The sequence below is a fragment of the Streptomyces sp. NPDC040622 genome, assembly GCF_055593965.1.
The window spans coordinates 533,509-559,585 of sequence record NZ_JBVIXD010000006.1; the positions used below are offsets into that span (position 1 = coordinate 533,509).

The window sequence follows — 26,077 nt, forward strand, 5'->3', positions numbered from 1 at the left end:
TGCCGCACGACCGTTGACAGCGCACAGGCGCGGCCGGAGACTCCCCGCAACACATTATGAACAAAAGTTCACCAGGCGAACAAGTGGGCACGGCGCGCGGGGTGGACACGGGCGAGGGGAACGGTCGATGCGCACCACCGTCGGGATCATCGGGGCCGGACCGGCCGGGCTGCTCCTCGCCCGCCTGCTGGACGACGCGGGCATCGCCTCCGTAGTCCTGGAAAGCCGCGACCGCGCCTACGTGGAGCGGCGCCAGCGCGCCGGAATCCTCGAACAGGGCACCGTCGACGTCCTGCGCGAGGCGGGCGCGGCGGCGCGCATGGACCGCGAGGGCCTGCCGCACGACGGCATCGAACTGCGCTTCGACCGCCGCAGGCACCGCGTCGACTTCCCGGCGCTGACCGGCGGCAGGTCCGTGATGGTCTACGCGCAGACCGAGGTCTGCAAAGACCTCATCGCGCTGCGCCTGGCCGGGGGCGGACCGCTCCTCTTCGGCGCCGAGGCGCTGGAGGTGACGGGCGCCGACACCACGAGCCCGCGCGTCCGGTTCCGCCACGAGGGGCGCGAGGAGACCCTGGAGTGCGACTACGCGGTGGGCTGCGACGGCTTCTGGGGGGTGGCCCGCAAGGCGATCCCGCAGGGCCTCACCAGGACCTTCGAGCGCACGTACCCCTTCGGCTGGCTCGGCATCCTCGCGGACGTGCCGCCCTCCCACGACGAACTGGTCTACGCCCGCCACGACCGCGGCTTCGCCCTGCTCTCCCTGCGCTCGCCGGCCGTCACGCGCGCGTACCTCCAGGTTCCGGCCGGCACCCACGCCGGCGACTGGGCCGACGAGGAGATATGGGACGAGCTCGACCGCCGCCTGGAGACCGACGACCCGGCCTGGACGCTGCGGCGCGGCCCCGTCACCGCCAAGTCCGTCACGCCGATGCGCAGCCACGTCCACGAGCCCATGCGGCACGGCAGGCTCTTCCTCGCCGGGGACGCCGCGCACATCGTCCCGCCGACCGGTGCGAAGGGCCTCAACCTCGCGGTCGGCGACGTCGTCACCTTCGCCCGCGCGCTGATCCGGTACCGCGACAAGGGCGACGCGAGCCACCTCGACGCGTACTCCGCTACCTGTCTGCGCCGCGTCTGGCAGGCCGAGCGTTTCTCCTGCGCGCTGACGGCGCTGCTCCACCGCGCCCCCGACGCCACCCCCTTCGACGACCGCGTCCAGCTCGCCGGGCTCGACCGGATCGCCACGGCGCGTGCCGCGGAGACCGACTTCGCCGAGGCCTACACGGGCTTCCCCCTGGACCCGCTGGACCCGCTGGACCCGCTGAGCTAGCCGCCCCCCCGGCCCAGGCCCTCGCCCCCGCCCCCGCCCCAGCCCCAGCCCCAGCCCCAGCCCCAGCCCCAGAAGGAAAGGTCCCGTGACCCCACCCGAGCGCACCTTCCGGTCCGTCGCGCCCGTCATCGCCCTGTGCTGGCTCGTCGTGTTCTTCGACGGCATGGACGTCAACATCTACGGCGCCGTGCTGCCGCACCTCATCGACGACCCCGACCTCGGCTTCTCCGCGTCCACCGCGGGCACCGTCGGCTCCTGGACCACCTTCGGCATGCTCGTCGGCGCCCTCGCCTGCGGCACCCTCACCGACTGGGCGGGGCGCAAGCCGATGGTGACGGGCAGCGTCGTCCTCTTCTCGGCGGGCTCCGCGCTCTGCGCGCTCGCGCCGAGCGCGGCCCTCTTCGGCGCGGGACGGTTCGTCTCGGGGCTCGGGCTCGGCGGGCTGATGCCGATCGGGCTCGCGATCGTCGCCGAGTTCGCGCCGCCGCGCAGGGCCGCGCTCGCCACCGGCCTGATGATGACCTCGTACCACGCGGGCGGCATGGCGGCGACGGGCCTCGGGCTCGCGCTCGGCCCGGACCACGGCTGGCGCATCGTCTTCTGGACGGGCGTGATCCCCGCGGTCGTCGCCGTCCCGCTGGTCCTGAAGTGGCTGCCCGAGTCGCCCGGCGTGCTGCTCGCCAAGGGCCGCGCGGGGGAGGCGGAGGCGGTCGCCGCCCGCTACCTGCTGCCGGTCCCGACGCCCGCCGAGACCCCCGAGGCCGGCGCGAAGGGCCGCTGGTCCGCCGTGCTCGCGCTCCTCGCGCCGGGGCGGCGCCTCGCGACCCCGCTCCTGTGGCTCGCCTCCTTCGCCGGACTGCTCCTCGTCTACGGCGTCTCCACCTGGCTGCCCGAACTGATGCGCGCGTCCGGTTACTCGCTCTCCTCCTCCGTCACCTTCCTCATGGTGATCAACGCGGGCGGCATCGTCGGCATGCTGGTCGCCGGGCGCACCGCAGACCGCTTCGGGGCGGTCAGGGTCTCCGCGGTCTGGTTCCTGCTCACCGCGTGCGGCGCCTTCCTGCTCAAGGCGCAGCTGCCCCTCGGCGTCGCCTACGCCGTGGTCTTTGTCACCGGCATCTGGCTCTTCTCGGCGCAGGTCATGGTCTACGCGGCCGCTCCCTCGGTCTATCCGCCCGCGCAGCGCGCCACGGGGCTCGGCTGGGTCACCGGCGTCGGGCGGACCGGGGCGGTCGTCGGGCCCTGGCTGGGCGGGGCGGTGGTCGCGGGCGGCGACGCCTCGCTCGGGTTCACCACCTTCGCGGTGGCCGCGGTCCTGGGCGCCGTCGCGATCTCGCTGGTGCCACTCGTGCGGCGGAACGGCACCGATCCGGGAACAGTAGGGCCTGTGTCACGCGTTCTCCGTCACAGTGAGGGAAAGATCCTCCCCAAGCACTAGGCTCATCCCTTTGCCTACGCATTACTCTTGTACCAAAGCCACGCACGGTGGCCATGGAGGAGTGAAATGAGGAGCAGTAACCCGGTCTTCTCGCGACGGGGGTTCAGCCGCGACAACGGCTACGCCGGCTTCGGCCGGCAGCCGCAGGCCGGGGGACCCGCAGCCGCGACCCAGACCCAGCAGGGCAACCCGTACGCGCAGGGCAATCCGTACGCCGGTGGTCAGCAGGCCCCCGCGGGCAACCCCTACGCCACCAATCCGTACGCCCAGCAGGACGTGCAGCACGGCGCCCCCCAGGCGCCCGTAACGACCCGTATGACGATGGACGACGTCGTCATGCGGACCGCCACCACGCTCGGCACGCTCGTGGTCACGGCCGCGATCGCCTGGGCGCTGCTGCCGGTCGACGACGCGAACATCAGCAAGTCGTACGGCATCGCGATCGGCGCCGGCCTCATCGCGATGGTGCTCGGCCTCGTCCAGGCCTTCAAGCGCAAGGCCTCGCCCGCGCTGATCCTGACGTACGCGGCGCTGGAGGGTGTCTTCCTCGGCGTCGTCTCCAGCGTCGTCGACAACCGCATCGCCAGCGGCGCGGCCATGCAGGCCGTCCTCGGCACGATGGCCGTCTTCATCGGCGTCCTCGTGGCGTACAAGGCGGGCTGGATCCGCGTCAACCGTCGCTTCTACGGCTTCGTGATGGCCGCGGCGATGGGCTTCCTGCTGCTGACCGCGGTGAACCTGCTGTTCATGGTCTTCGGCGGCGGTGACGGCCTCGGCTTCCGCAGCGGCGGCCTCGGCATCGTGTTCGGCATCGTCGGCATCCTGCTCGGCGCGTGCTTCCTGGCCCTGGACTTCAAGCAGGTCGAGGACGGCATCGCGTACGGCGCCCCGAAGGAAGAGGCGTGGCTCGCCGCGTTCGGTCTGACGATGACGCTCGTCTGGATCTACATGGAGTTCCTGCGCCTCATCGCGATCTTCTCGGGCAACGACTGACGTACGCCCGCTGATCACTGACAGCGCCGAAGGGCCCGCGGACCGGAACGGTCCGCGGGCCCTTCGCCGTGTGTGAGGGACTTTTTGGGAGGAGGATCAGAGGAACTTGCGGGCAGCCCGCCTGAGGTCGTACTCGTGGATGATCGCCTTCGCGTGGCCGTACGCGAGGTTGTGTTCGGCGCGGAGCCAGCTGACCTTCTCCTCGAAGCGGAAGAGAGAGGGGCCTTCGTCCACGGCGCGGAGCCAGTCGGACACTTCACGACCGGTGCAGTGGGGGATTCGGGCGAGCAGGTTGCGGTGGGTCTCCTGGGAGAAGACTTGGGACATCGGCGCCTCCGGACGCGTCGCGATGTGTTCCGTCCTTCACGCCACCGTGCCTGAGGGTTGGGACGTTGGCAACAGTCCCGGAAAGGCGCATAAGGTCGCGGGGTGCTCGATACGACGCCTTTGACAGCCGCAGTGGACCATTTCGCCGACCGTCTGCGGGCCGCGCCGCAGAGCCGCCTGCAGCGCGGGGCCGCGACCGAAGCGCTCGCACTGGCCAGGGAATTGGCGGCCCGGGCGCAGCGCATCGAGGAACCGGACGCGGAGCCGAGGGAGATGCCGGACGCGGGGATGTTCGCCGCGGCCGACCAGATCACCGTCGCGGGCCGCGACCTGGCCCTCGTCCTGACGGAGCCGGAGGACCTGGAGCGGGCGCTCGAACTGGTGAAGGACGCCCAGAAGCGGGCCGGAGTCTAGGGACCGGGAACACGGGAACCCGGGAGCCCCGAGCCCGGGAACCCAGGAGCCCGGAGGACTCCATCTTCCGTACCCCCGGCGGCCGTTCCCGGAGCGGCCGCCCGGTGGGCCGGTCAGACCGACGCGATGACGCGGTCGGCCAGGATGTAGATGTTCTCCGAGCCGCACTCGAAGGTCAGGGCGTACGCCCCGGAGATGCCGGAGCCGCCGAGCAGGAACGGGGTGCGGCCCTCGTGCAGGGCCGTCGCCAGGAGCTCCGCGGTCTCGCGGTGGCCCGGCGTCATGCACAGCGTCGTACCGTCCGCGAAGACGTACACGTCCAGGGTGCCCAGCGGTCCGGGGCGGACGTCGGCGAGGGCGGTGCGGGCGTCGGCCAGCTCCTCCAGGCACGCCACCGTGCGCTCGTGGTCGCCGTGGCCCTCGGAGACCGGCGACTGCACCGGCACGAAGTCCGGGTGCGAGGGGTGGCGGCGGCGGGCCGCGGCCAACTCGGGCGAGTCCCCGGCGAATTCGTCGGTCACCGACGGGTCGGCGAAGGACTCCGCCACCGGTTCGAGGCTGTCGGACTCCAGGCCCGCGAAGTCGGCCTGGCGCGGCAGGAAGAGCTCGTCGGCGATGCCGTCGGGAATGCCGGGCAGCCCGCTGAGGAGGCCGGGCCCGTCCGTGCCTTCGCGGGCCTCCTGGGCGGCCCAGAAGGCGCGGGCCTCGGCGAGCTCGCGCTCCCGCTCCTCGGCGAGCGCCTCGGTCACGGCCGCGCGTATCTCGTCCGTGTCCACCGTGGCGCGTGCGCCCGGCACCGTGAGGTGCGGGCCGCTCACGGCACGGTTGTCGGCCATTTCGGTGTGCAGGGCTGTGATCTCGGCGAGCTGCTTCCGCAGGCCGTGCACCGCGTGCAGGGCAGCGACGCCCACGGCCGTGGCAGCGGCCGTGGAGAGCAGCAGGGCAAGAGGCAAGGCGCTCACTGACGTACTCCCGGTTTCAAGTCGACCCCCGACTTCCTACATCAGCTTGAAGCCTGCACGATCCACCTGTCAGTGCATTACGTCACGAATTGGACAGGACTTTGGGCCCGATGTTTAACCCCAGATGTGCTCTGAGCTGGGCATATGTATCTCCCCCAGGAGATAGGTCACATCCTGGGGGAGATTGGGTCACGAAGCGGTGCAGGAACGGAGCGTCAGCTCGGCGAACTCTGTGTCAGTGAAATCGGCTAGCTGAGGCGCTCGATGACCATCGCCATGCCCTGGCCGCCGCCGACGCACATCGTCTCCAGACCGAACTGCTTGTCGTGGAACTGGAGGGAGTTGATGAGCGTGCCGGTGATGCGGGCGCCGGTCATGCCGAAGGGGTGACCCACCGCGATCGCGCCACCGTTCACGTTCAGCTTGTCCAGCGGGATGTTCAGGTCGCGGTACGAGGGGATCACCTGGGCGGCGAAGGCCTCGTTGATCTCGAAGAGGTCGATGTCGTCGACGGTGAGGCCCGCGCGGTGCAGGGCCTGCTTGCTCGCCTCGACCGGGCCGAGGCCCATGATCTCGGGGGAGAGGCCGGTGACGCCGGTGGAGACGATGCGGGCGAGCGGGGTCAGGCCGAGGTCGCGGGCCTTGGTGTCGCTCATGATCACGAGGGCGGCGGCGCCGTCGTTGAGCGGGCAGCAGTTGCCGGCGGTGACCAGGCCGTCGGGGCGGAAGACGGGCTTCAGGCCCTGCACGCCCTCCAGGGTGACGCCCGCGCGCGGGCCGTCGTCCTTGCTGACGACGGTGCCGTCGGGGGTGGTGACCGGGGTGATCTCCCGCTCCCAGAAGCCGTTCTTGATGGCTTCCTCGGCGAGGTTCTGCGAGCGGACGCCGAACTCGTCCATGTCCTGACGGGTGACGCCCTTGGCGCGGGCGAGGTTCTCCGCGGTCTGCCCCATCGCGATGTACGCGTCCGGGATCAGGCCGTCCTCACGCGGGTCGTGCCAGGTCGAGCCCTCGCTCTCGGCGACGGCCAGGGTGCGGGCCTCGGCGTCGGCGAAGAGGGGGTTGTGGGTGTCCGGGAGGCCGTCGGAGCTGCCCTTCTTGCTCCGCGAGACCATCTCCACGCCCGCCGAGATGAAGACGTCGCCCTCGCCCGCCTTGATGGCGTGCAGGGCCATGCGGCTGGTCTGCAGGGAGGACGAGCAGTAGCGGGTGATGGTGCAGCCCGGGAGGTGGTCCATCCCCATCTGCACGGCCACGATGCGGCCGAGGTTGTGCCCCTGCTCGCCGCCGGGCAGACCGCAGCCGAGCATCAGGTCGTCGATGTCCCTGGGGTCGAGCCCCGGCACCTTGGCGAGGGCGGCCTCGATGATGGTGGCGGTCAGGTCGTCCGGACGCAGATCCTTCAGCGAGCCCTTGAAGGCGCGGCCGATCGGGGTGCGGGCGGCTGAGACGATCACGGCTTCGGGCATCAGGGGCTCCAGTGGCTGAGGGGCACGACTCACTGGGAAGTTACCTGCACGTAGTGGTGCGGGTCACCGGTTGGGGAATGTGACTCCGACCGCATTTCTAAGCGGTTGCTCAGGCCGTGGGGCCGTGGGCGGAGCCGGACGGGTGGGTCCGTCCGCGGGTCTGTGCCCCCCCCCCCCCCCCCCGCGGGCCGGTGGGCGACGGTCGCGCGGTTCCTCGCGCCCCTGAAGGCGTCAGGGGCCCTCCGCTCCCTCCGCGAAGTGGTCGAACTCGCCTGCCTGTACGCCGAGCACGAAGGCGTCCCACTTCTCGCGGGTGGTCGTGACGACGTTGTCCGGGTCGCCGGTCTCACGGAGGTGGACGGCGTCGTCCTCGCCGAAGGAGATCTCGATCCAGGGCCCCGGGCCCTGCTCGCCTGCGGGCCGCTTCTTCACGGTGCGGACGAGCGCCGCGAAGGCGTGGGGGGTGGTGCTGAGTATCGCGGCGGCGGGGTCGCTGCTTTCGGTGAGATGGACGGTTCCGGTGGCGTTGGTGGTGTTGGTGGCGACGTGTATGCAGGAGTCGCCCTGCCCGCAGTAGGACGACTTCTGCCACTCGTGCGCGGGGGCAAGCATGGAGGTTCCCTTCACAGGTCGCGGATCCGGTTCTGGATGAGGTCGCGTGACCTCGTGACGTCGAGGGCGATGGATTCCATCCGGTCGAGGAGCACGCGGTACATCTCCAACTGAGCCTCGGCGTCGAGGAATGTGGGGCCGTGTGACTGGTCGAGGTGGACGGTGTCCAACTGGGGGACCTTGCCGCAGGAGTAGAAGAGCGATTGCCCCGACCCCGGGAAGGAGCCCGCAGTGAACGGCAGCACCTTGATCGTCACGTGCTCCCGCTCGCTCATGTTCAGCAGATGCTGCAACTGCCCCTTGGTCACGAGGGGTCCACCGAACTGCATCCGCAGGGCGGCCTCGTGGATGACTGCCAGGTATGGGGTGGGAACGTCCTGGAAGAGCACCGCTTGCCGCTTGATACGGAACGACACCCGATGCTCCACGTCCGGGGGAGGGAACTCGGGCACGACCTGGCGGAACAGTTCACGAGCGTGGTCCGTGGTCTGGAGCAGGCCTGGAATGTGGACGGTGATGGCGGTGCGCAGGCGTGTGGCGTGATGCTCCACCTCTGCGAGATCCAGCAGCCCGGCAGGCAGGATCTCCCGGTACTCCTCCCACCAGCCGCGCTTGCGGTCGCCTGTCATGTCGGTGATGGCTTCGACGAGGGCCTTGTCCGAGCAGGCGTAGTTGCAGGCCAGGGTGCGCACCCGCTCGGCGCTCACGCCAACCCTGCCGGTCTCCATGTTGCTCACCTGCGCCTGCCTCATACCGAGCAGTTGAGCTGCCGCTGTCGAGGTCAGGCCGGCACGTTCGCGCAGCTTGCGCAGCTCGGCGCCGAGCCGGAGTTGACGACCTGTCGGGTTGTTCCGAACGGCCATGCTTGCTGCTCCTGTGCTCTCGCGTCACTCACACGAGTGGTTGCTTTTAATCTCACCCGGAAACGGGTGAAGAATATATCCGGTAGCGCTACTTTCGCTGTGGACGTCCCGCCCAGAAGAACCCCGCTCGACGGAGCGACAACGTCACTGGGCCCACCCGGCAACTACCCACTCGCGACGGAGACTTCCATGCGTGCTGCAACCGTATCGCCGCCCTGGACCTACACCCTCCAACTGCCCCACGATCCCCGCGCCCCGGGGATCGGCCGCGCCACGCTCCGGGCCGTCCTCGAAACGTACGGGCTCAGGGAACTCGCCCCCACCGCGGAGCTCCTCGCAGGGGAACTGCTCAACAACGCGCACTGTCACACCGACGGCCCCTACGCCCTCCGCCTCCGCTCCTCCTTCCCGGAGGGGATCCGCGTGGCCGTGTGGGACTCCGATCCGCGGATCCCGCCCGGGTTCGGGGCGAACACCCGAGACGCCGACAGCCGGCCGCCCGACACGGCGGAGGGCGGGCGGGGGCTGCACATCGTGCGGGCCTGCGCGGACAGCTGGGGGTCCCGTCCCCTGGGGACAGGGCGCACGGGGAAGCTGCTGTGGGCCGAGGTCACGCCGGGCTCCGGCGGGTAGAGGGGTCGGCCGGCCAGGGGGCGGACGGATCCCCTGGCCGGGGCGCGGTTCGTTCGCCGGTCCGGTCCATCAGGTTGACGGCCGTGTCGAAGCGGCGCGCCCGAGCCGGACGGCCGGCCCGCATCCGCCGGCTGCTGTTGAATGTCGTTGCGCGCGGTGTCGCGAAACCAACGCCGCCCGGACCAAGCGTGGGGCCAGGCCGGTGGCGAAGGTGACCGCGGAATGGACGAGGACGTCTTCTTCGGGGCCGGTGAGCCCGCCCATCAGGACGGCGTCTCTTCCTGTGGCCCTTCGTCCGGTTCGGTGAAGGAGACCGTCCGGAGTATCGCCGACATGATGTCGCAGAATTCGGTCCAGTAGTCCGTGGATGCGGTGTGGAGCGTGAAGACCGCGGTGAACGGGCCCGTGGGGAAGGGGACATGGACCTGGATCTGTCCGGTGAGGAGATCCGTCGGCTCTCCATCGGCCGTCACTTCCGGGGAGAGCGTGTACTTTTTCAGCGCGATGGACGACACGGAAGGGCCGCACGGCAGGTCGAGCCAGCGGGCGTCGTTGTAGGGGTCGCTGGACAGGACGGCGAGGATGCCTTGGGCGACGACGTCGGTATTCACGTCGGCCTGGTCAGTCGGGACGGCCGCAACGGTCAGGGCGCACTGGGCGACGCCGTCGGCCGGTTCACTCCCGTTCACGCCCTCGCCCTCTCCCTGGTCTGCCGTGGAGAAGAGGCCCATCGCCGCATACGACACGCCCGTTTCTGTCATGAGTTCGGCCATCGCCGCGTAATAGGGGGCGGCGGGCTCCCAGATGCTGTCGTCGCCTCGGGAGTAGAGCTGTCGTACGAAGGACTGGGAATGCTCGGCGCGCTCTTCGGGGGTGGCGGCCACGGGGAGAGCGAAGAAGCCCTCAGGGACGAGGAACCATATGGGTGGGGGGTCTTGGCTGATGATGGGGGAAGTCATGGAGGCCGTCCTGGTCTGCTTCAGGTCCGGGTGCGGGATCAGGTGAATCAGTCGGCGAAGTCTTCTGGGTGGTACGCGACCGGCTCGGCCTCCACACCGCCTGCGTCCATGGTCATGTCCCATTCGGGGGTGCCGAAGTCCACGTCGACCGCGAGGAACGTCTTGCCCGGCTCGGTGAGCCAGATGTCCATCTGAGTGCATCTCCTACGGGTCGAAGACGGGTCGAAAACCCCTGAACTCAAGTCGGAGTTCAATAGTCATCCGGGTGCTGGGCTGTGACTTCGACCTCGGTGCCTGTGGAGTCCATGATTATTTCAATTTCCGAGGCACCGAAGAACGAGTCGAATCTGCTCAGCGGCAGGACCTCGACCCTGTAGTGACCGCAAGAGCGGCGGGTGATGACGGGAGGTCCGGCATCCGGTGCCTCTGCTTGCGCTGACGTAAGGAATTTGTCGACAGTAGTCCGCTGCTCCGGCGTCAGGGAACTCAGTGGGATCAGATCGGGAGGACGGATGAGGTGCCGGGTGAGCTCAGGACGCGAGTGGGCTCGCAGCCTGCACCAAGAGCCATCGGCGAAGAGAATCCTGACGTCGCTATCCTGATGGAAATCGCACGGCTCGACCTTGCTGATGGTGGACCGAGGAGTCTCCCAGAGAACTTCGTCGTCAATCATGTTCCCGTCCTTTTTCAAGACAGGAAGGCCTACGATGACGATTCGTCGGTCAGTGACGATTGCATGCGTGCGGTAGCGCTCCTTGCTGGGAGCGCGGGCCGGGTCAAGCTGCCAGGGCAGAGTGCGGGCAATGGTGCCAGGAGCGGCCCAGATGACGGGGAAGTCCTCGATTTCGTTGGCACGGTCGGCGGACCTCTCCGTGCCGGATTTGCGCAAGGTAGGTCCACTGCCCCCGCCGCCGGTGACTACGCCCATAATGACGGCACCCAGGGCGAGTAACCCTCCTTTGCCGATGTTCCGCGTGAGTGAGTTGCCTGCCGAACGGGCTGTGTACACAGGGCCTTCCGGCCAGCCCGGGAGCTCCCCCTGGATGTCATTGCGCTCGGTATCGCGGAACCAGCGCATGCCTGAGACAGGCATGGCATCGCCCGTCGCGAAGCTGACCGGCGTGCGCGCCAGGATGGTCTCGCCGAGTTCGGGCTGCCAGATATGCATGTCCGTCTTCCTGCACTTGATTCTGGGAGTCGGCCGCTCAGTTGCCCGAGGCCGACTTCTCGAACTGGTCTCCAGGGAAGAGGGCGTCTCCCACGTGCTGATGAATGCTTGTGACCTTGGGGAAGATCTTCAGCCCCGCGTCCATCGCGATACCGGCCTTCAACGGATCGATGTTCACTCCCGGAAGCATGTTGGCTCCTTTGGAGCCGAGCCACTGACCTGAGTGATAGCCCATGTTGGCGACGCCTCCCATGCGCGTCATGGTGCCACTGGTCGCATGTGCGACCTGGTAGACATTGTTGGCCGTACCGCCGAGGACCACCTTGTTGGGCAGTAGCGGAATCCCGCCCGTGACCTTCGTCGCCTCTTCCTTGGTTGCCAACAGCAGGCGAGACGTTCCGATTCTGGTCGACTCGAATCCCTTGCCGAGCGCGAGGGCCTTGGCAGCGGCCGGCCCCTTGCCGACCACTTTGATGCCCTTGCTGAACGCTCCGATCCCAGGAATGAGTCCCATCGCATCCAACCCCATCTGCACCCAACTCACATCCGCCCCACCCATCTTGGCGAGCCCATGGGCCCCCAGTGCGAGCCCGCTCGTGATGAGCGCCGCCGTGCCGAAGACTGCGGACAGCGGAGGGAAGGGGAGCGTGACGATGGTCAGGAGAGCCAGGACCGCCGTCAGATCGCTCAGCAGGTCGCCGATCAGCTTGATCATGTCGGCGTGGTCCTCGAGCCACTTGGCGGTCGCGTCCCAGGCGTCCTTGACGCCCTTGGTGAGCTTGTCCCAGAAGCCGGGCTCGTCGGGGGCGATGTCGCCCGCCTTGTCCAGTTCCTTGCTGATCGCCCCGGCTGCCTTGGCGAAGCGGTCCTCCAGGTCGTGGACCTGGGCGATGACCTCGTCGACGTCCCCCGAGGCCTTCCCGCTCTCCTTGCTGTGGGGTTTCGCCTCCGAGCGGGCGTCGAGTTTCTCCCCGGCCTTCTTCTCCAGCCGGTCGGTCTCGTCCTGGAATTCCTTGAGTTCCCTGGCCCACCGGTACAGCGCGCGCGACGCCTTGTCGAAGGACATGTGGCTCTTGCGGATGAGCGGGGTGACGTCCTCGCCGATGTACTCGGTGAACGCGAGCGCAGCCTTGCCCTTCCAGGCGCCACATTCGATGCGTTCCAAGTCCGTGACCGCGTTGCCCAACTCTCCTGCGAGACCGCCGAGTTTCTTCGCGAGGTCGCGGGTGTCCTCGACGTTTCCGGGCGTGGGGTCCCAGCCTATGTTCGGGAGTGCGGGACGCTTGGCGCCGCTCACGCTACTTGCTCTTCTTCTTGGCGGACTTGAGGGATTCGGCCAGGGCCTGGTCGAGTTTGCTGAATTCCTCGTCGATCTTGTCGATCATCTTGACGGCACCCTCGGTGTGCTTGCCGAGCTGCTTGACGCCGTAGCCCCACTCGTCGGCGAACTCGTGCACGTCCTCGATGAGCTTCTCGGCCCCGACGACCGAGCCGTCGGCGTTCTTCAGGGTTCTGCGTGCGGCGTCCATGCGGTCGCTGACCGAGGAGAAGGTCTTCTTGAGGCTCTCGAAGACCGTTCCGTCGAGACGAAGGTCGCTCATGTCGGTGTCCGGGTTCCCTGTTCGATCGTAGGGGGGGCGTAGTCGTGGCCGTGGTCGGCGGGCCCCGAGTTCGTACGGTTCTCTGGAGTGAACCAAGCTATCCAGGAGGGGTGGGGGGCACCAGCGGCATGGGCGCCTGGCCATGGCATGTATGAGCGCATACAGGGGGAATTTGGACTGGCTTTGATCACTCTTGGCTCATTTGTGTCGCACACTGCCATGAACCCGGAAGCGGGCGATGGTACCGGAGAGCAAATCAAGGAAGGGGGTGAAGGCAGGAGGACTGGCCCCTTGCCCTCCTAAGCAGCTCGCTCCGTTGGGAACAAGGCGGCCCGCCGTACCGGACGCGCCATTTCGTTCTGTGCGTCCGCCGGTCTGTCGGCGTCCGCTGTCACCCGCGGGCCGGCGGGGAACTGCGCGCCAAGCCCCCACCGGGCCGGTGCTTTCAGGGGCGCGGGGAACTGCGCGACCAGCCCCCCCACGCGCCCGCAGGGAAGGCGGAGGTCAGTGGGGGAGCGGGGACGCCTCGGGGGCGTGGATGCGGCGCCGGCGACGGCGCTTGAGGAGTGCCCACGGCCCCCGGGGGCCCGTAGGCATCGCCGCGGTGACCTCCGTACCGCCCTCCGACGCCGCCTGGGCCGCCGCACGGGCCACCGGCAGGAAGCCCTCGCGCCGCGAGACGTCGGGTCGCTCCTCCTCGGGCCAGAGGCCGAGCGCCGCGCACAGCGTGGGCAGGACCGCCATCGCCGCCGTCGCGTACCCCTCCGTGGAGGGGTGGTACTTGTCAGGACCGAACAGTTCCCGCGGATTCGCCGCGAACTCGGGACCGAGCAGGTCCCCGAGCGAGACCGTCCGCCCGCCCTGTTCCACCACGCCGATCGTCTGCGCCGCGGCCAGCTGCCGTGAGACGCGGCGGGCCAGCCACCGCAGGGGCTGGTAGACGTTCTCCACCGTGCCCAGGTCGGGACAGGTGCCCACCACCACCTCCGAACCGGCCGTACGCAGCCTGCGCACCGCCGAGGAGAGGTGGCGCACCGAACGCGTCGGCGGCATCCGGTGCGTGACGTCGTTCGCCCCGATCATGATCACGCAGACGTCCGGCACCCACGCCTGGTCCGAGAGGATCAGCGTCACCTGCCGTTCCAGGTCGTCCGACTGGGCGCCGGGCAGCGCCACGTTCCGCAGGTCGACCGGCCGCTCGGCGACCGCCGCGAGCCCGGAGGCGAGCAGCGCCGCCGGGGTCTGCCTGGCCCGGTGCACGCCCTGTCCCGCGGCCGTGGAGTCCCCGAGCATCGCGAACCGCACCGGTTCGGCGCGGGCGGGCCGGTCCGCGAACACCCCGCCGTACCTCCCGTCGGCCCGCGGCGGATCCGCGTGCCCGCCGTTGCCCACGTTCCGTTTCGCCAGCTGCACCTCGGCGAGCACCACGCCCACCGTGGCCGCGCCGAGCAGCCCGATGCCTCCGCCGCCGTACGCCGCGCCCGCGGCGATCCGCCTCGCCACCCTCGCCCTCGACATGCCCTGCAGCCACCTCCTCGTGCCGTACCGCGTCATACGGCCGTACATCCACTCCTTGCCCCGTAAGCACGGTCGGCCAATCGCAAGCGGAGGTGAACGGATGAGTCCGACCCTTAGGCTGACCGCACCAATTCGTCGCACTACATCGCAGCCCGGAGACAACGGTGCAATTCCACGACTCGATGATCAGCCTCGTCGGCAACACCCCGCTGGTGAGGCTCAACAACGTGACCGCGGGCATCCAGGCGACCGTCCTGGCCAAGGTCGAGTACTTCAACCCCGGCGGTTCCGTGAAGGACCGCATCGCGCTGCGCATGATCGAGGCGGCCGAGCAGAGCGGGGACCTGAAGCCCGGCGGCACCATCGTCGAGCCCACCTCCGGCAACACCGGGGTCGGTCTCGCCATCGTGGCCCAGCAGAAGGGCTACAAGTGCATCTTCGTCTGCCCCGACAAGGTGTCCCTCGACAAGATCAACGTGCTGCGCGCGTACGGCGCCGACGTCGTGGTCTGCCCGACGGCCGTCGACCCCGACCACCCGGATTCGTACTACAACGTCTCCGACCGGCTCGTGCGCGAGACCCCCGATGCCTGGAAGCCCGACCAGTACAGCAACCCGAACAACCCGCTCTCCCACTATCACTCCACGGGCCCCGAGCTCTGGGAGCAGACGGACGGGAAGATCACCCATTTCGTGACGGGCATCGGCACCGGCGGCACCATCTCCGGGACCGGCGGCTACCTGAAGGAGGTCTCCAAGGGTTCGGTCACCGTCGTCGGCGCCGACCCCGAGGGGTCCGTGTACTCCGGCGGGTCCGGGCGGCCCTACCTCGTCGAGGGCGTCGGTGAGGACTTCTGGCCGACGGCGTACGACCGCAACGTCACCGACGAGATCGTCGCCGTGTCCGACAAGGACTCCTTCCAGATGACCCGGCGGCTCGCCAAGGAGGAGGGGCTGCTCGTCGGCGGATCCTGCGGCATGGCCGTCGTGGCGGCGCTGCGGGTCGCCGAGCGGCTCGGCCCCGACGACGTCGTCGTCGTCCTGCTGCCCGACTCCGGCCGCGGCTACCTCAGCAAGATCTTCAGCGACGAGTGGATGAACGACTACGGCTTCCTCGAGGAGCCCGGCGACCAGCCGCGCGTCGGCGACGTGCTGCGCCGCAAGGAGGGCGGCGAACTGCCCTCGCTGGTCCACATGCACCCCGAGGAGACCGTCGGGGAGGCCATCGAGGTCCTTCGCGAGTACGGCGTCTCGCAGATGCCGATCGTCAAGCCGGGCGCGGGACACCCCGACGTCATGGCCGCGGAGGTCATCGGCTCGGTGGTGGAGCGCGAGCTGCTCGACGCGCTGTTCGCGCAGCGTGCCTCGCTGTCCGACCCGCTGGAGAAGCACATGTCGGCCCCGCTGCCGCAGGTCGGCTCCGGTGAGCCGGTGGCGGACCTGATGTCGGTGCTCGGCCGTGCCGACGCGGCGATCGTCCTCGTCGAGGGCAAGCCGACCGGTGTCGTGAGCCGGCAGGACCTCCTCGCGTTCCTCGCGGAGCAGCAGAACGCGTGAGGCCGGGGGCGGCCGGGGCCGGTGGGTGGACTTCGCGCAAGTGGTACGTGCACGTCACGTCCGCGCAGCACCCGCTTAACACGGCTCCGGCACATTGGTGGTTGTCGGCGTCAGGAACTCCGGAGCGGCTCCCGGACCTCCACGGACGCCTGGACGCGGCCTGGCCCTGACCCGGTGCGCGTCCCTCGCGGGGACCGCCGTCGTCCCGCCCTCCGGGGAGACCCGGGGGTGCGGCGGTCCCCGCGGTGGCGCTCCGCTGGGTTTCGCGGATCTCTTCCGCGGGCCGGCGGGGGTTGCTCGCGCCGTTCCTCGCGCCCCCTGGTCTCCTCCCGCTTGGTGTTTGTCTGCGGGGTGGTGGGGGCTTGTCGCGCCGTTCCTCGCGCCCCTTTGAGGGCGGCTTTGGTGGGGCGGTGAGGAGGACCGGCCAGGGGCGCGGGGAACTGCGCGGCCAGCCCCCACCCGGCCGCAGCGGGGCGGAGACCCGTCCCTGGGAGGCGCTGGGAGGCCCGGGGGGCCTAGGAGGAGCGGCGCGCGGCCTCGGGGGCCGCCGACCAGCTGGCCAGGAGCGAGAGGCGGTCCGCGCTTTCCGAGGCGGGCTCCGGCGTGTAGACGACCAGGAGCTGGTCGGGGTCGCCGGGGAGCGTCAGGGTCTCGTAGGGGAGGACGAGTTCGCCCACCAGGGGGTGGGTGATCCGCTTCACGCCGTGGGTCTTCTCCTTGACCTGGTGGTCCGCCCACAGCCGGAGGAAGTCCTCGCTCTTGACGGACAGTTCGCCGACCAGCGCGCACAGCGCGTCGTCGGAAGGATGGCGCGCCGCGTCCAGGCGCAGGTACGCGACCGTCTCCGCGGCCACCGCCTCCCACTCGGGGTAGCAGTCCCGCCCGGGACCTTCGAGGAAGACCTGCCGGGGCACGTTGCGCTCGGCGGGGGACAGGAGGGAGAAGCCGTTGAGGGCGTCGGCCAGGTCATTCCAGGCCAGGACGTCCATACGGCGGCCGAAGACGAACGCAGGGGCCCGGTCGATGGTGTCGAGCAGGAGCCGCAGGCCGGGCCTGACCTGCTGCGCCGCGGCCTTGGGGCGGCGGGCGCGGGCCTTCGGGCGGGCCACCGTACGCAGGTAGGCGTGCTCGGTCTCGTCCAGGCGCAGCACGCGCGCGATCGCGTCGAGCACGGCGTCGGACACCGAGGGGCCGCGGCCCTGTTCGAGGCGGATGTAGTAGTCCACGCTCACGCCCGCCAGCTGGGCGACCTCCTCGCGGCGCAGACCGGGCACCCGGCGCCGGCCGTGCGAGACGAGGCCCACGTCCGAAGGCTGCATGCGGGCACGCCGTGAGCGCAGGAAGTCACCGAGGTCGCCGTCCATGCGTCTGATCCTAGGACCCGTGTCGAGGCCCAGCCTGGTACTGGCAGACCCAGGAAAGGCTCAGCCCTGGGTAGCCGCGTGCGGGCCGCGCAGAGTGGTTCTCGCCGCCGGGGAGCAGCCCGGACGGCAGGGAACCGCAAAGGGAGTTCGCACATGTCGTACGAGACGCTGCAGGGCCGCACCGCCGTCGTCACCGGGGCCGCGAGCGGCATCGGCGAGGCCACGGCCCAGCTGCTCGCCGCCCAGGGCGCGCGGGTCGTCCTGCTCGCCCGGCGCACGGAACGGCTCGACGAGCTGGCCGCCAAGATCGGGGCGGACGGCGGCACGGCGCTCGCCGTCACCGCCGACATCACCGACCAGGCCTCCGTGGACGCCGCCGTCGGGCGGGTTCACGAGGCGTACGGACGGGTCGACCTGATCGTGAACTCGGCGGGCGTGATGCTGCCGAACCCGGTCACCGAGTACCGCGTCGACGAGTGGCAGCGCATGCTGGACACGAACGTGGCGGGCGCGCTGCGGATCATCGGGGCCTTCACGCCGGACCTGATCGCGGCGGCCGCCGAGGGCGGCACGGCGGACCTGGTCAACATCTCCTCGATCGGCGCGCACATCCCGTTCACCAACTACGCGGTGTACGGGGCGACGAAGGCCGCGCTGACCTACCTGTCGGAGTGCCTGCGCACCGAGCTCGGCCCGCGCGAGGTGCGCGTCACCAACGTCGAGCCGGGCTTCACGGACACCGAGCTGCGCGGGCACGTCGACAACGCGGAGCTGAGCGGGCAGCTGGAGGGCATGTTCGGCGCCGTCGGGTCGCTGGCCTCGCAGGACATCGCCGACCTCATCGCGTACGCGACGAGCCGTCCGCGCCACGTCAACCTGCGTCAGCTGATCGTGCTGCCCACGCGCCAGGCGTGAGCCGCGGGGACGAGGGACGAGGCACGGGGGGAGCGGGGGACGGGATCAGTCGTCCCACTCCGAGACGCGGTCCTTGCGGCGCCGGCCGAAGTCGAACCCGCGCAGCGAGTGCACCGCGTTCACCCCGAAGATGCCGGCCCAGGACACGAAGAGTCCGGTCAGGCCGGCGTTGACCACGGCGATCGCGGAGAGCGGGATCGCGAGGACCAGCGAGACCACGCCGAACCCGAAGCGCTCGCCCCAGGAGTCGACGGAGCTGCCGGGGGAGCGGGCGCCGCGGGCGACGACCATCTGCTGCTCGGCGAGATGACGGCGCATGCGGCGGTCGATCGTGCCGTCCAGGCGCTGCTCGATCTTGCCGAGGAACGAGTCGACCAGGGCGGAGTCGTACTCTTCGCCGAGTTCTCTGCGGGCGTGCAGAGTGGCGTCGAGTTCCTTCTTGAGTTCGGCGTCACGGGCTTCCATACCCGGTTACGTTACGGTGCGGGCGCCTCCGTGACGGTGGGGCTAACCCCCCTTTCCGTCCGGGGCCAGGCCCCAGGGGCGGGCGGGTTCCGCCTGGCCAGCGCCCAGTACAGCACCGCGGGCACCACGAGCCCCACGATCCAGGAGATGTCGGCGCCGCCCAGCGGATCGACCAGCGGGCCCGTGTAGAAGTGCGTGGCGAGGAACGGCAGCTGCGCGAGCAGACCCACGCCGTAGACCACCAGGGCGTCCCGGCGCCAGGCGCCGTAGCGGCCGTGGGGATCGAACAGGGCGGGGATGTCGTACCGCTCGCGGGAGATCAGGTAGTAGTCGACCAGGTTGATGGCCGACCAGGGCGTGAAGAAGGTCAGCAGGAACAGCAGGAAGTCCTTGAAGGACGACAGGAAGCTGTCCTTGCCGAGCAGTGCGACCGTCGTGCCCGCCACCATGATCACGGCGATGTACGCGGCCCGCCCGCGCGGCCCGAGGACCTTCTGGCCGCGGAAGCCGCTGATGCTCGTGACCATCGACATGAAGCCGCCGTAGGTGTTGAGCACGTTGATGGTCAGCTTGCCGAGCGCGATCACGAAGTAGAGGAAGGAGGCGATCAGGCCGGTGCCGCCGAGGCCGACGACGTAGCCGACCTGGTTGGCGAGGAAGGCGTCACCCGCGCTCGCCGCCACCAGGACACCGAACGTCATCGACCACTGCGAGCCGAGCGCCGAGCCCGACAGCGTCCACCAGAAGGTCGCCTTCGGCGAGGTCGTGCGCGGCAGGTAGCGCGAGTAGTCGGCGACGTAGGGGCCGAAGGCGAGCTGCCAGGACGCCGAGAGGGAGACCGCCAGGAGGAACATCGGCAGGTCGAAGTGAGCGTCGGAGAGCAGCGCCGAGAGGTCCACGCGGTCCAGCAGGCGGATGCCGAGGTAGACGAAGGCGAGCGCGCAGATCACGCTCGCCACCCGCCCCAGCACATGGATGACGCGGTAGCCGACCGCCGCCATGACCGCCGTGACCAGGGCGAACAGCACGATGCCCGTGGTGTCGTCGGTGTGCGTGAGCTCCGCGGTGGCCTGCCCGGCAAGGACGCTGCCGCTCGCGAAGAACCCGACGTACATGAGCACGACGAGCAGCAGCGGCACGACCGCGCCCTTCACGCCGAACTGGGCGCGGGACTGGATCATCTGGGGCAGGCCGAGCTTCGGGCCCTGCGCCGAGTGCAGGGCCATCACCGCACCGCCGAGCAGATTGCCGAGGACGAGCCCGGCGAGGGACCACACCACGTCGCCGCCGAAGACGACGGCGAGGGCGCCGGTGACGACCGCGGTGATCTGCAGATTGGCGCCCAGCCAGAGCGTGAACTGGCTGAACGCGGTGCCGTGCCGTTCGTCGTCGGGGACGACGTCGATGGAGCGCCGCTCCACCAGGTCTTCAGCTGCCATGCCGATCGAACCCCCTCTTGTCCGTTGCCCTCTTGCCGTGTGCCGTGTGCCGTGTGTCTTGTGCCTTGCGCCTCGTGCTACGCGGACTTCTCGACCAGCCCGTGCCGTTCCGCCCAGTCCTGCGCCACGTCCTCCGGGTCCTTCTTGTCCTTGTCCACCAGGCGGTTGAGCTCGGTGAGGTCCTCGGTGGTCAGCAGGGCGCCCAGGCGCGCGAGTGCCTTGCGCACCGCCGAGTCGGCCTTGCGGTCGGCGACGAGCGGCACGACGTGCTGGCCGGGGATGAGGTTCTTGGGGTCGGTGAGGACCACCCAGTGCTCGGCGGCGATGTCGGTGTCGGTGGTGAAGAGGTTCGCGACGTCGACGTCGCCCTTCTTCAGGGCGCCCTTCACCAACGGCCCCGAGGAGTCCAGGGACTTGAACTCCCTGAACTCGACGCCGTACACGTCCCGCAGGCCGACCGCGCCCACCGTGCGCTTCTTCACCTCGGGGGCGGCGCCGATGACCAGCTTGCCGTTGTGCTTGGCCAGGTCCGCGAGGGACTTGAGGCCGTACTCCTTCGCGGTGTCGCGCGTGACGACGAACGCGTCGGAGTCCTCGGCCCGCCCGTAGGGCAGGATCTGCAGGCCGCGCGGCAGGCGCATGGCGAGGGCGTTCTGCATCTCGCCCTCCTCGGTGGCCTTCGCCTTGGGGTCGAGGTAGTGCAGGAGGGCGCCCTGGTACTCGGGGAGGAGGTCGATGTCGCCGCCCTTGAGGGCGGGGATGAGGATCTCGCGGGTGCCGAGGTTCGGGCGGACGTTCGTCTTGATGCCGTCCGCCGCGAGGGCCGCGGCGTACAGGTGGCCGAGGACCTGGTTCTCGGTGAAGTTGGCGGTGCCGATGGTCACGCCGTCCTTGCTGGAGCCGGCTCCGCCACCGCCGCCCCCGTCGCCGTTCAGCGAGGTGATGCCGCCGCTGCAGGCGGCGAGTGCGGGGACGGACGCGGTGGCGAGGAGTCCGCCGAGGAGGGTTCTGCGGTTCATGTGGGGTGCTCCTAGGCCTGCGGGGCGGGGCGGTGGCGGAAGAGGGCGCGCTGCAGCGCGGAGAGCGCGAGGTCCAGGACGACGGCGACGACCGCGACGAGCACGGCACCGCCGAGCACCTGCACCAGGTCGCGCTGGGCGAGGCCGTCGAAGACGTACCGGCCGAGGCCGCCGAAGGACACGTACGCGGCGATGGTGGCCGTCGCGACGACCTGGATCAGCGCGAGCCGCAGACCGGTCATGATCAGCGGCAGCGCGAGCGGCAACTCGACCTGGAACAGGACCTGGTGGCCCCGCATGCCCTGGCCGCGCGCCGCGTCCCGCACCTCGGGGTCGACGGCGGTCATGCCCGCGTACGTGTTGGTGACGATGGCCGGGACCGCGAGGGCGACGAGCGCGATGTAGACGGGCCACATCGACAGGCCGCTGGCGAGGAAGACCAGGACGACGAGTCCGACGGTGGGCAGCGCCCGGCCGAAGGACGACAGGTTGATGGCGACGAACGCGCCGCGTCCGGTGTGCCCGATGAGCAGGCCGAGCGGCAGCGCGATGGCGGCCGCGACGAGCGTCGCGAGCAGCGAGTACTGCAGGTGCTCGGCGAGGCGGTGCCCGATGCCGTCGGAGCCGGTCCACTGCTCGCCGCTGACCAGCCAGGCGCCCAGGTCCTTGAAGAGTTCGTACATGTCAGGCACTCCTGCGGCGGCGGGTCCAGGGCGTCAGGACGTACTGGAGGGTGACGAGCAGCGCGTCCGCGACGAGCGCGAGGAGCAGCGTGAGGACGACGCCGACGATCACCGGGGTGGGGAAGTTGCGCTGGAAGCCGTCCGTGAAGAGCTGTCCGAGACCGCCGTCGCCGATGTACGTGGCCACGGAGACGAGGGAGATCGACATGACCGTCGCGATCCGTACGCCCGCCATGATCACCGGCAGGGCGAGGGGGAGTTCGACGGTGAGCAGCTGGCGCAGGGGCCGGGTGCCCATGGCCTTCGCCGCCTCCTTGGTCCGCGCGGGGACGGAGTCCAGGCCTTCGACGGTGTTCCGCAGGAGCACGACGAGCGTGTAGATCGTCAGGCCGATGACGGTCGTGGTGCGGGTGAGACCGCTGACCGGCAGGAGCAGGACGAAGACGGCGATGGACGGAATGGTGAACAGGACGTTGGAGAGCCCGAGCAGGAGCCCGCGCAGCGGCCGGACGCGGTGGGCGAGGACGGCCAGGGGCAGCGAGATCAGCAGGCCGAGGAGGACGGCGGAGAGGGCGGCCTGGAGGTGGGAGAGGGTCAGGCTGGTGAGGTCGTCGGTGTGGTCGGCTATCCACGACCAGTCGACGGTCACGGGGTGGGCTCCGTGGTGACGGGGCCGGTGGCGGCGACGTCGTCGAGGGAGGCGTCCTCGGCGGGGCCGGGGGGAACCGCGCGATCGGCCCCCGCCGGCCCGCGGTCCGACACCGACCGGCCCCGCTCGTGCGCCGCGCCGGCGGTGTCGTGGATGTCCTCCCGTGACGTCACACCCGTCAGGCGGCCCGTCGCGTCGACGCGGGCCACCAGGCCCGTCGGGGCGGCCAGGGACTCGTCGAGCGCGGCGAGCAGCGAGTCCGTGTCGCGCAGGGGGCGTACGGGGACGTCCGCCGCGTCGCCGTCCTTGTGCCGCCAGGCCACCGGCACGCCCGTCGGGTCCAGCCGCAGCGTCCACGCGCCGCCCTCGGGGGCGGGGCCCTGCGGGACACCCGCCAGCGTCGTCAGGGAGAGCAGCTTCAGGCCGCGCTCGGCGCCCAGGAAGCCGGCGACGAAGTCGTCGGCGGGGCGGGCGAGGAGTTCGGCGGGTTCGGCGCACTGCACGAGGTGGCCGCCGGTGCGGAAGACGGCTATCCGGTCGCCGAGCCGTACCGCTTCGTCGATGTCGTGCGTGACGAAGACGATGGTCTTGCTCAACTCCCGCTGGAGCCTGATCAGTTCGTCCTGGAGCTGGGTGCGGACGACCGGGTCGACCGCACCGAACGGCTCGTCCATGAGGAGTACCGGCGGGTCGGCGGCGAGCGCGCGGGCCACGCCGACGCGCTGCTGCTGGCCGCCGGAGAGCTGGTGCGGGTAGCGCTTGCCCGCGTCGGGGGCCAGACCCACGGTCTCCAGGAGTTCGGCCGCGCGGGACCTGGCCTTCTTGCGGCCCCAGCCGAGCAGCAGCGGCACGGTGGCGACGTTGTCGAGGACCGTGCGGTGCGGGAAGAGGCCGGCCTGCTGGATGACGTAGCCGATGGAGCGGCGCAGGTCGGCCGCGTCCTGTTCCAGGACGTCGCGGCCGCCGACACGGATGGTGCCCGAGGTCGGGTCGACCATCCGGTTGATCATGCGGAGGGTCGTCGTCTTGCCGCAACCGGAAGATCCGACGAGGACGGTCACGCCGCCTTCCGGCATGTCGAGCGTGAGGTCGTGGACCGCTGTCGTGCCGTTCGGGAAGCGTTTGTGGACCGTATCGAACTGGATCATGTGGAGTCCCTTGCCCGGCTGTATATCGTCATGCAGAGTTCTCGCTGTCTGAATAATTTGTCAATGGTCCGGCGCAGATCACTGGCAATCAGTGGCCGCTGAGCAAGACAGGGCGTCCGATTGAGGAGGGAATGCGCGTGAAGTCGTCTCGTATCGCGGACACGGCGGCCGGCGACAGGGAAGCGGTCGTCGTCCTCGACGGCCGGGGACTGATGGTCGCAGACGTCGTACGCCTGGCCGAATCCGGCGCCCGGCCGGTGCCCGCGACCGACGGCATGAAGCGTGCCGAGGAGTCCTGGAACGCCGCCCGCGAGATCGCCGCCTGGGGTCGCGTCTACGGCCGCTCCACCGGCGTCGGCGCCAACCGGAACGAGGACGTGCCCACCGAGGCGGCCGCCGACCACGGCCTGCGGCTGCTGCGCTCGCACGCCGGGGCCATCGGCGCCGAACTGCCCGCCCGGCAGGTCCGCGCCATGCTCGCGGTCCGCGCCAACCAGCTCCTGGCGGGCGGCGCGGGCCTGCGCCCCAGCGTCGTCACCGCCCTGTGCCGGGCCCTGGAGACCGGCGCGTACCCCACGGTCAACGAGTTCGGCTCGGTCGGCACCGGCGACATCGCCGCCCTCGCCCAGATGGGCCTCGCGCTCGCGGGCGAACACCCCTGGCGGGGCGCGGGCGCGCCCCCCGAGCCGCAGCCCCTCGACAACAACGACGCCCTCGCCCTGATCAGCAGCAACGCCCTCACCCTCGGACAGGCCGCGCTCGCCCTGCACGAACTGCGCGGCCTGATCGGCGCCACCCAGGTGGTCGCCGCCCTGTCCCTGATGGCGGTCGACGGGTCCTACGAGGCGTACGCGCTGCCCGTCCACGAGGCGCGCCGCCACCCCGGCTCGTACGCGGTCGCCGAGCGCATGCGGCGCCTGCTCGGCGCCCCCGACCGCCCCACCCCGCCGCTCGGCCGCATCCAGGATCCCTACGGCTTCCGCTGCGTGCCGCAGATCCACGGCCCCGCGCACGATGCGGCGGACGCCCTGGAGGACGTCCTCACCGTCGAGATCAACGCCGCCGCGGAGAACCCGCTGATCTCCCCCGAGGACATGACCGCCTACCACCACGGCGGCTTCTACCTCGCCCAACTGGCCCTGTCCCTCGACCACTTCAGGCTCGCGGTGACCCAGGCGGCCCGCCTGTCCACCTCACGTCTCTCCACCCTGAACGAACCGGCCTTCACCCGTCTGCGCCCCTTCCTCGCGGACGGCGAGGCGGCCTCGTCGGGCGTGATGATCCTCGAATACGCGGCCGGAGCCGCCCTCGGTGACCTGCGGGCCTTCTCCGCGCCCGCCTCGCTCGGCCACGCGGTGCTCTCCCGAGGTGTCGAGGAACAGGCCAGCTTCGCCTCGCTCGCGGCCCGTCAGACGCTGCGCGCCTGCGAGGCGTACCGCATGGTGGTGGGGTGCGAACTGGTCGCCACCATCAGGGCGTTGAGGCAGCGAGATCTGCGGCTGGACCCGGACACCCCGCTCTTCCGCGCCTTCGAACTCGCCGACTCCGTCCTGCCGGAGGAGGTCGCCGACCGGCCGCTGACGGATGATGTGACGGCGGCGGCCGGGCTGCTCGACCGGTTCACCCGGCTCTGGTCGGAGCTCGGCGCCGGGACGACCGCGGGCACGGACATTCTGAGGGGGACGGCATGAGCGACAGCCCTGCCGCGCGACTGCAAGTGCTCTTCGAGGGCCACCGGCTCACACCCACCCAGCGGCGCATCGCGCACTGCATGGTGCGCAGGGCCGCCGACGCGCCCTTCCTCTCCAGCGTGGAACTGGCCGAACTCGCCGGCGTCAGCCAGCCCTCGGTCACCCGCTTCGCGGTGGCCCTCGGCTTCGACGGCTACCCGGCGCTGCGCAAGCACCTGCGGGACGTCGGACCCGCGGAGACCTCGGGCGAGAGCGCCGCCAACGAGTACCAGCAGGCGGTCGAGGCCGAGATCGAGAACCTGCGCCACCTCGCCGAGGTCCTCGCCGACCCGGCGCCGGTCGAGCGCGCGGGGCAGCTCCTCGCCGCCTCCCGCCCGCTGCCCGTGCTCGGCCTGCGCGCCGCCGCCTCCCAGGCCTACGGCTTCGCGTACTTCGCGGCCAAGGTCCACCCCGACGTGCGCCTGCTCGACGAGGGGGGCACGATGCTGGCCGACCGGATCGACGCGGCGGTCCGTGCGGGCGCCTCCGCGCTGCTCTGCTTCGCACTGCCCCGCCACCCCCGCGAGGTCGTCGACGCGCTGGCCCACGCGCGCACGGCGGGCCTGACCGTGGTCACCGTCGCCGACTCCGCGTTCGCCCCGGTGGCCGCCCACTCCGACCTGCTCCTGCCGGCCGCGGTCGGCACGGGCCTCGCCTTCGACACGGCCTGCGCGCCGATGCTGCTCGGCCGGGTCCTCCTGGAGGCGATGTGCGACGGGCTGCCGGACGCGCAGGCCCGCCTGGAGGAGTTCGACGTGGGGGCGGCGGCGCGGGGGCTCTTCGTCGAGTAGCCCTCTTCGTCGGGCGGCCGGACCGCCC

The 26,077-nt window shown here is 70.4% G+C and carries 27 protein-coding genes; 9 read left to right on the forward strand and 18 right to left on the reverse strand.

The window, feature by feature from the left end:
* Positions 1–127 precede the first annotated feature (127 nt).
* From ACZ592_RS20100 to ACZ592_RS20110, 3 genes are all read left to right on the forward strand, one after another.
* Positions 128–1,333 carry a 4-hydroxybenzoate 3-monooxygenase gene (locus tag ACZ592_RS20100; protein WP_471582913.1) on the forward strand — a complete coding sequence of 402 codons (1,206 nt, stop codon included), beginning with the start codon at positions 128–130 and terminating at the stop codon, positions 1,331–1,333.
* Positions 1,334–1,418: 85 nt separating this feature from the next.
* Positions 1,419–2,771 (forward strand): MFS transporter, encoded by a 1,353-nt coding sequence (locus tag ACZ592_RS20105; RefSeq protein WP_471582914.1) that lies wholly within the window; start codon positions 1,419–1,421, stop codon positions 2,769–2,771.
* 66 nt (positions 2,772–2,837) lie between these two features.
* On the forward strand, positions 2,838–3,764 hold the full coding sequence (locus ACZ592_RS20110; RefSeq protein WP_471582915.1) for a Bax inhibitor-1/YccA family protein: 927 nt from the start codon (positions 2,838–2,840) through the stop codon (positions 3,762–3,764).
* 96 nt (positions 3,765–3,860) lie between these two features.
* On the opposite strand, the gene ACZ592_RS20115 is transcribed toward ACZ592_RS20110, so the two are convergent.
* Positions 3,861–4,091: a DUF4287 domain-containing protein gene (locus tag ACZ592_RS20115; RefSeq protein WP_471582916.1), complete on the reverse strand. Its 231-nt coding sequence runs from the start codon at positions 4,089–4,091 to the stop codon at positions 3,861–3,863.
* 132 nt (positions 4,092–4,223) lie between these two features.
* On the opposite strand from ACZ592_RS20115, the gene ACZ592_RS20120 reads away from it, so the two are divergent.
* Positions 4,224–4,505: a hypothetical protein gene (locus ACZ592_RS20120; RefSeq protein WP_471582917.1), complete on the forward strand. Its 282-nt coding sequence runs from the start codon at positions 4,224–4,226 to the stop codon at positions 4,503–4,505.
* A gap of 113 nt (positions 4,506–4,618) precedes the next feature.
* Here the strand turns inward: ACZ592_RS20120 and ACZ592_RS20125 are convergent, their stop codons facing one another.
* The 4 genes from ACZ592_RS20125 to ACZ592_RS20140 all read right to left on the reverse strand — a co-directional run bounded on the left by ACZ592_RS20125 (position 4,619) and on the right by ACZ592_RS20140 (position 8,411).
* Entirely contained in the window at positions 4,619–5,467 is an 849-nt protein-coding gene (locus ACZ592_RS20125) for a hypothetical protein (RefSeq protein ID WP_471582918.1), read from the reverse strand.
* A gap of 248 nt (positions 5,468–5,715) precedes the next feature.
* Positions 5,716–6,936, reverse strand: a complete 1,221-nt coding sequence (locus tag ACZ592_RS20130) for an acetyl-CoA C-acetyltransferase (protein WP_471582919.1) — start codon at positions 6,934–6,936, stop codon at positions 5,716–5,718.
* Positions 6,937–7,167: 231 nt separating this feature from the next.
* Positions 7,168–7,548 carry a DUF397 domain-containing protein gene (locus tag ACZ592_RS20135; RefSeq protein ID WP_471582920.1) on the reverse strand — a complete coding sequence of 127 codons (381 nt, stop codon included), beginning with the start codon at positions 7,546–7,548 and terminating at the stop codon, positions 7,168–7,170.
* Between the two features lie 11 nt (positions 7,549–7,559).
* A complete protein-coding gene (locus tag ACZ592_RS20140) occupies positions 7,560–8,411 on the reverse strand; it encodes a helix-turn-helix domain-containing protein (protein ID WP_471582921.1) in 852 nt (283 codons plus the stop codon).
* Between the two features lie 189 nt (positions 8,412–8,600).
* On the opposite strand from ACZ592_RS20140, the gene ACZ592_RS20145 reads away from it, so the two are divergent.
* Complete coding sequence (locus ACZ592_RS20145) at positions 8,601–9,044, forward strand: ATP-binding protein (RefSeq protein WP_471582922.1); 444 nt, start codon at positions 8,601–8,603, stop codon at positions 9,042–9,044.
* Between the two features lie 263 nt (positions 9,045–9,307).
* On the opposite strand, the gene ACZ592_RS20150 is transcribed toward ACZ592_RS20145, so the two are convergent.
* From ACZ592_RS20150 to ACZ592_RS20175, 6 genes are all read right to left on the reverse strand, one after another.
* Complete coding sequence (locus tag ACZ592_RS20150; protein ID WP_471582923.1) at positions 9,308–10,003, reverse strand: hypothetical protein; 696 nt, start codon at positions 10,001–10,003, stop codon at positions 9,308–9,310.
* 47 nt (positions 10,004–10,050) lie between these two features.
* Positions 10,051–10,194, reverse strand: a complete 144-nt coding sequence (locus ACZ592_RS20155; RefSeq protein WP_471582924.1) for a hypothetical protein — start codon at positions 10,192–10,194, stop codon at positions 10,051–10,053.
* A 59-nt stretch (positions 10,195–10,253) separates the two neighbouring features.
* Positions 10,254–11,171 carry a hypothetical protein gene (locus ACZ592_RS20160; RefSeq protein WP_471582925.1) on the reverse strand — a complete coding sequence of 306 codons (918 nt, stop codon included), beginning with the start codon at positions 11,169–11,171 and terminating at the stop codon, positions 10,254–10,256.
* Between the two features lie 37 nt (positions 11,172–11,208).
* On the reverse strand, positions 11,209–12,468 hold the full coding sequence (locus ACZ592_RS20165; RefSeq protein ID WP_471582926.1) for an enoyl-CoA hydratase/isomerase family protein: 1,260 nt from the start codon (positions 12,466–12,468) through the stop codon (positions 11,209–11,211).
* Position 12,469: 1 nt separating this feature from the next.
* Complete coding sequence (locus ACZ592_RS20170) at positions 12,470–12,772, reverse strand: hypothetical protein (protein WP_471582927.1); 303 nt, start codon at positions 12,770–12,772, stop codon at positions 12,470–12,472.
* A gap of 504 nt (positions 12,773–13,276) precedes the next feature.
* The gene (locus ACZ592_RS20175; protein ID WP_471582928.1) at positions 13,277–14,290 is read right to left on the reverse strand and encodes an SGNH/GDSL hydrolase family protein; all 1,014 of its coding nucleotides are present in this window, start codon (positions 14,288–14,290) and stop codon (positions 13,277–13,279) included.
* A gap of 164 nt (positions 14,291–14,454) precedes the next feature.
* Here ACZ592_RS20175 and ACZ592_RS20180 point away from each other — a divergent pair, with 164 nt between their 5' ends.
* Positions 14,455–15,846 (forward strand): cystathionine beta-synthase, encoded by a 1,392-nt coding sequence (locus ACZ592_RS20180; protein WP_471582929.1) that lies wholly within the window; start codon positions 14,455–14,457, stop codon positions 15,844–15,846.
* A 515-nt stretch (positions 15,847–16,361) separates the two neighbouring features.
* Here ACZ592_RS20180 and ACZ592_RS20185 read toward each other — a convergent pair.
* A complete protein-coding gene (locus tag ACZ592_RS20185; protein WP_471582930.1) occupies positions 16,362–17,210 on the reverse strand; it encodes a helix-turn-helix transcriptional regulator in 849 nt (282 codons plus the stop codon).
* 153 nt (positions 17,211–17,363) lie between these two features.
* On the opposite strand from ACZ592_RS20185, the gene ACZ592_RS20190 reads away from it, so the two are divergent.
* Positions 17,364–18,125: an SDR family oxidoreductase gene (locus ACZ592_RS20190; protein WP_471582931.1), complete on the forward strand. Its 762-nt coding sequence runs from the start codon at positions 17,364–17,366 to the stop codon at positions 18,123–18,125.
* A 45-nt stretch (positions 18,126–18,170) separates the two neighbouring features.
* Here ACZ592_RS20190 and ACZ592_RS20195 read toward each other — a convergent pair whose 3' ends face one another.
* From ACZ592_RS20195 to ACZ592_RS20220, 6 genes are all read right to left on the reverse strand, one after another.
* Positions 18,171–18,590, reverse strand: a complete 420-nt coding sequence (locus ACZ592_RS20195) for a hypothetical protein (RefSeq protein ID WP_471582932.1) — start codon at positions 18,588–18,590, stop codon at positions 18,171–18,173.
* An 11-nt stretch (positions 18,591–18,601) separates the two neighbouring features.
* Positions 18,602–20,029, reverse strand: a complete 1,428-nt coding sequence (locus ACZ592_RS20200; RefSeq protein ID WP_471582933.1) for a purine-cytosine permease family protein — start codon at positions 20,027–20,029, stop codon at positions 18,602–18,604.
* A gap of 77 nt (positions 20,030–20,106) precedes the next feature.
* The gene (locus ACZ592_RS20205; RefSeq protein ID WP_471582934.1) at positions 20,107–21,048 is read right to left on the reverse strand and encodes an ABC transporter substrate-binding protein; all 942 of its coding nucleotides are present in this window, start codon (positions 21,046–21,048) and stop codon (positions 20,107–20,109) included.
* A gap of 11 nt (positions 21,049–21,059) precedes the next feature.
* Positions 21,060–21,731: an ABC transporter permease gene (locus tag ACZ592_RS20210; protein ID WP_471582935.1), complete on the reverse strand. Its 672-nt coding sequence runs from the start codon at positions 21,729–21,731 to the stop codon at positions 21,060–21,062.
* A gap of 1 nt (position 21,732) precedes the next feature.
* A complete protein-coding gene (locus ACZ592_RS20215) occupies positions 21,733–22,380 on the reverse strand; it encodes an ABC transporter permease (protein WP_471582936.1) in 648 nt (215 codons plus the stop codon).
* Positions 22,377–23,528, reverse strand: coding sequence for an ABC transporter ATP-binding protein (locus tag ACZ592_RS20220; protein WP_471582937.1), 1,152 nt, complete (start codon positions 23,526–23,528; stop codon positions 22,377–22,379). Before ACZ592_RS20220 ends, ACZ592_RS20215 begins: the two co-directional genes overlap by 4 nt.
* 131 nt (positions 23,529–23,659) lie before the next feature.
* On the opposite strand from ACZ592_RS20220, the gene ACZ592_RS20225 reads away from it, so the two are divergent.
* Positions 23,660–25,219: an aromatic amino acid ammonia-lyase gene (locus ACZ592_RS20225; protein WP_471582938.1), complete on the forward strand. Its 1,560-nt coding sequence runs from the start codon at positions 23,660–23,662 to the stop codon at positions 25,217–25,219.
* A complete protein-coding gene (locus ACZ592_RS20230) occupies positions 25,216–26,049 on the forward strand; it encodes a MurR/RpiR family transcriptional regulator (RefSeq protein WP_471582939.1) in 834 nt (277 codons plus the stop codon). The genes ACZ592_RS20225 and ACZ592_RS20230 overlap by 4 nt, the downstream gene beginning before the upstream one ends.
* Positions 26,050–26,077 lie beyond the last annotated feature (28 nt).

Coding starts and splice junctions, on each gene's coding strand:
- ACZ592_RS20110 (WP_471582915.1), top strand. CDS start 2,838: ATGAGGAGCAGTAACCCGGTCTTCTCGCGACGGGGGTTCAGCCGCGAC.
- ACZ592_RS20220 (WP_471582937.1), bottom strand. CDS start 23,528: ATGATCCAGTTCGATACGGTCCACAAACGCTTCCCGAACGGCACGACA.
- ACZ592_RS20230 (WP_471582939.1), top strand. CDS start 25,216: ATGAGCGACAGCCCTGCCGCGCGACTGCAAGTGCTCTTCGAGGGCCAC.
- ACZ592_RS20100 (WP_471582913.1), top strand. CDS start 128: ATGCGCACCACCGTCGGGATCATCGGGGCCGGACCGGCCGGGCTGCTC.
- ACZ592_RS20225 (WP_471582938.1), top strand. CDS start 23,660: ATGCGCGTGAAGTCGTCTCGTATCGCGGACACGGCGGCCGGCGACAGG.
- ACZ592_RS20195 (WP_471582932.1), bottom strand. CDS start 18,590: ATGGAAGCCCGTGACGCCGAACTCAAGAAGGAACTCGACGCCACTCTG.
- ACZ592_RS20145 (WP_471582922.1), top strand. CDS start 8,601: ATGCGTGCTGCAACCGTATCGCCGCCCTGGACCTACACCCTCCAACTG.
- ACZ592_RS20200 (WP_471582933.1), bottom strand. CDS start 20,029: ATGGCAGCTGAAGACCTGGTGGAGCGGCGCTCCATCGACGTCGTCCCC.
- ACZ592_RS20185 (WP_471582930.1), bottom strand. CDS start 17,210: ATGGACGGCGACCTCGGTGACTTCCTGCGCTCACGGCGTGCCCGCATG.
- ACZ592_RS20130 (WP_471582919.1), bottom strand. CDS start 6,936: ATGCCCGAAGCCGTGATCGTCTCAGCCGCCCGCACCCCGATCGGCCGC.
- ACZ592_RS20205 (WP_471582934.1), bottom strand. CDS start 21,048: ATGAACCGCAGAACCCTCCTCGGCGGACTCCTCGCCACCGCGTCCGTC.
- ACZ592_RS20115 (WP_471582916.1), bottom strand. CDS start 4,091: ATGTCCCAAGTCTTCTCCCAGGAGACCCACCGCAACCTGCTCGCCCGA.
- ACZ592_RS20175 (WP_471582928.1), bottom strand. CDS start 14,290: ATGTCGAGGGCGAGGGTGGCGAGGCGGATCGCCGCGGGCGCGGCGTAC.
- ACZ592_RS20160 (WP_471582925.1), bottom strand. CDS start 11,171: ATGCATATCTGGCAGCCCGAACTCGGCGAGACCATCCTGGCGCGCACG.
- ACZ592_RS20140 (WP_471582921.1), bottom strand. CDS start 8,411: ATGGCCGTTCGGAACAACCCGACAGGTCGTCAACTCCGGCTCGGCGCC.
- ACZ592_RS20155 (WP_471582924.1), bottom strand. CDS start 10,194: ATGGACATCTGGCTCACCGAGCCGGGCAAGACGTTCCTCGCGGTCGAC.
- ACZ592_RS20135 (WP_471582920.1), bottom strand. CDS start 7,548: ATGCTTGCCCCCGCGCACGAGTGGCAGAAGTCGTCCTACTGCGGGCAG.
- ACZ592_RS20190 (WP_471582931.1), top strand. CDS start 17,364: ATGTCGTACGAGACGCTGCAGGGCCGCACCGCCGTCGTCACCGGGGCC.
- ACZ592_RS20150 (WP_471582923.1), bottom strand. CDS start 10,003: ATGACTTCCCCCATCATCAGCCAAGACCCCCCACCCATATGGTTCCTC.
- ACZ592_RS20210 (WP_471582935.1), bottom strand. CDS start 21,731: ATGTACGAACTCTTCAAGGACCTGGGCGCCTGGCTGGTCAGCGGCGAG.
- ACZ592_RS20170 (WP_471582927.1), bottom strand. CDS start 12,772: ATGAGCGACCTTCGTCTCGACGGAACGGTCTTCGAGAGCCTCAAGAAG.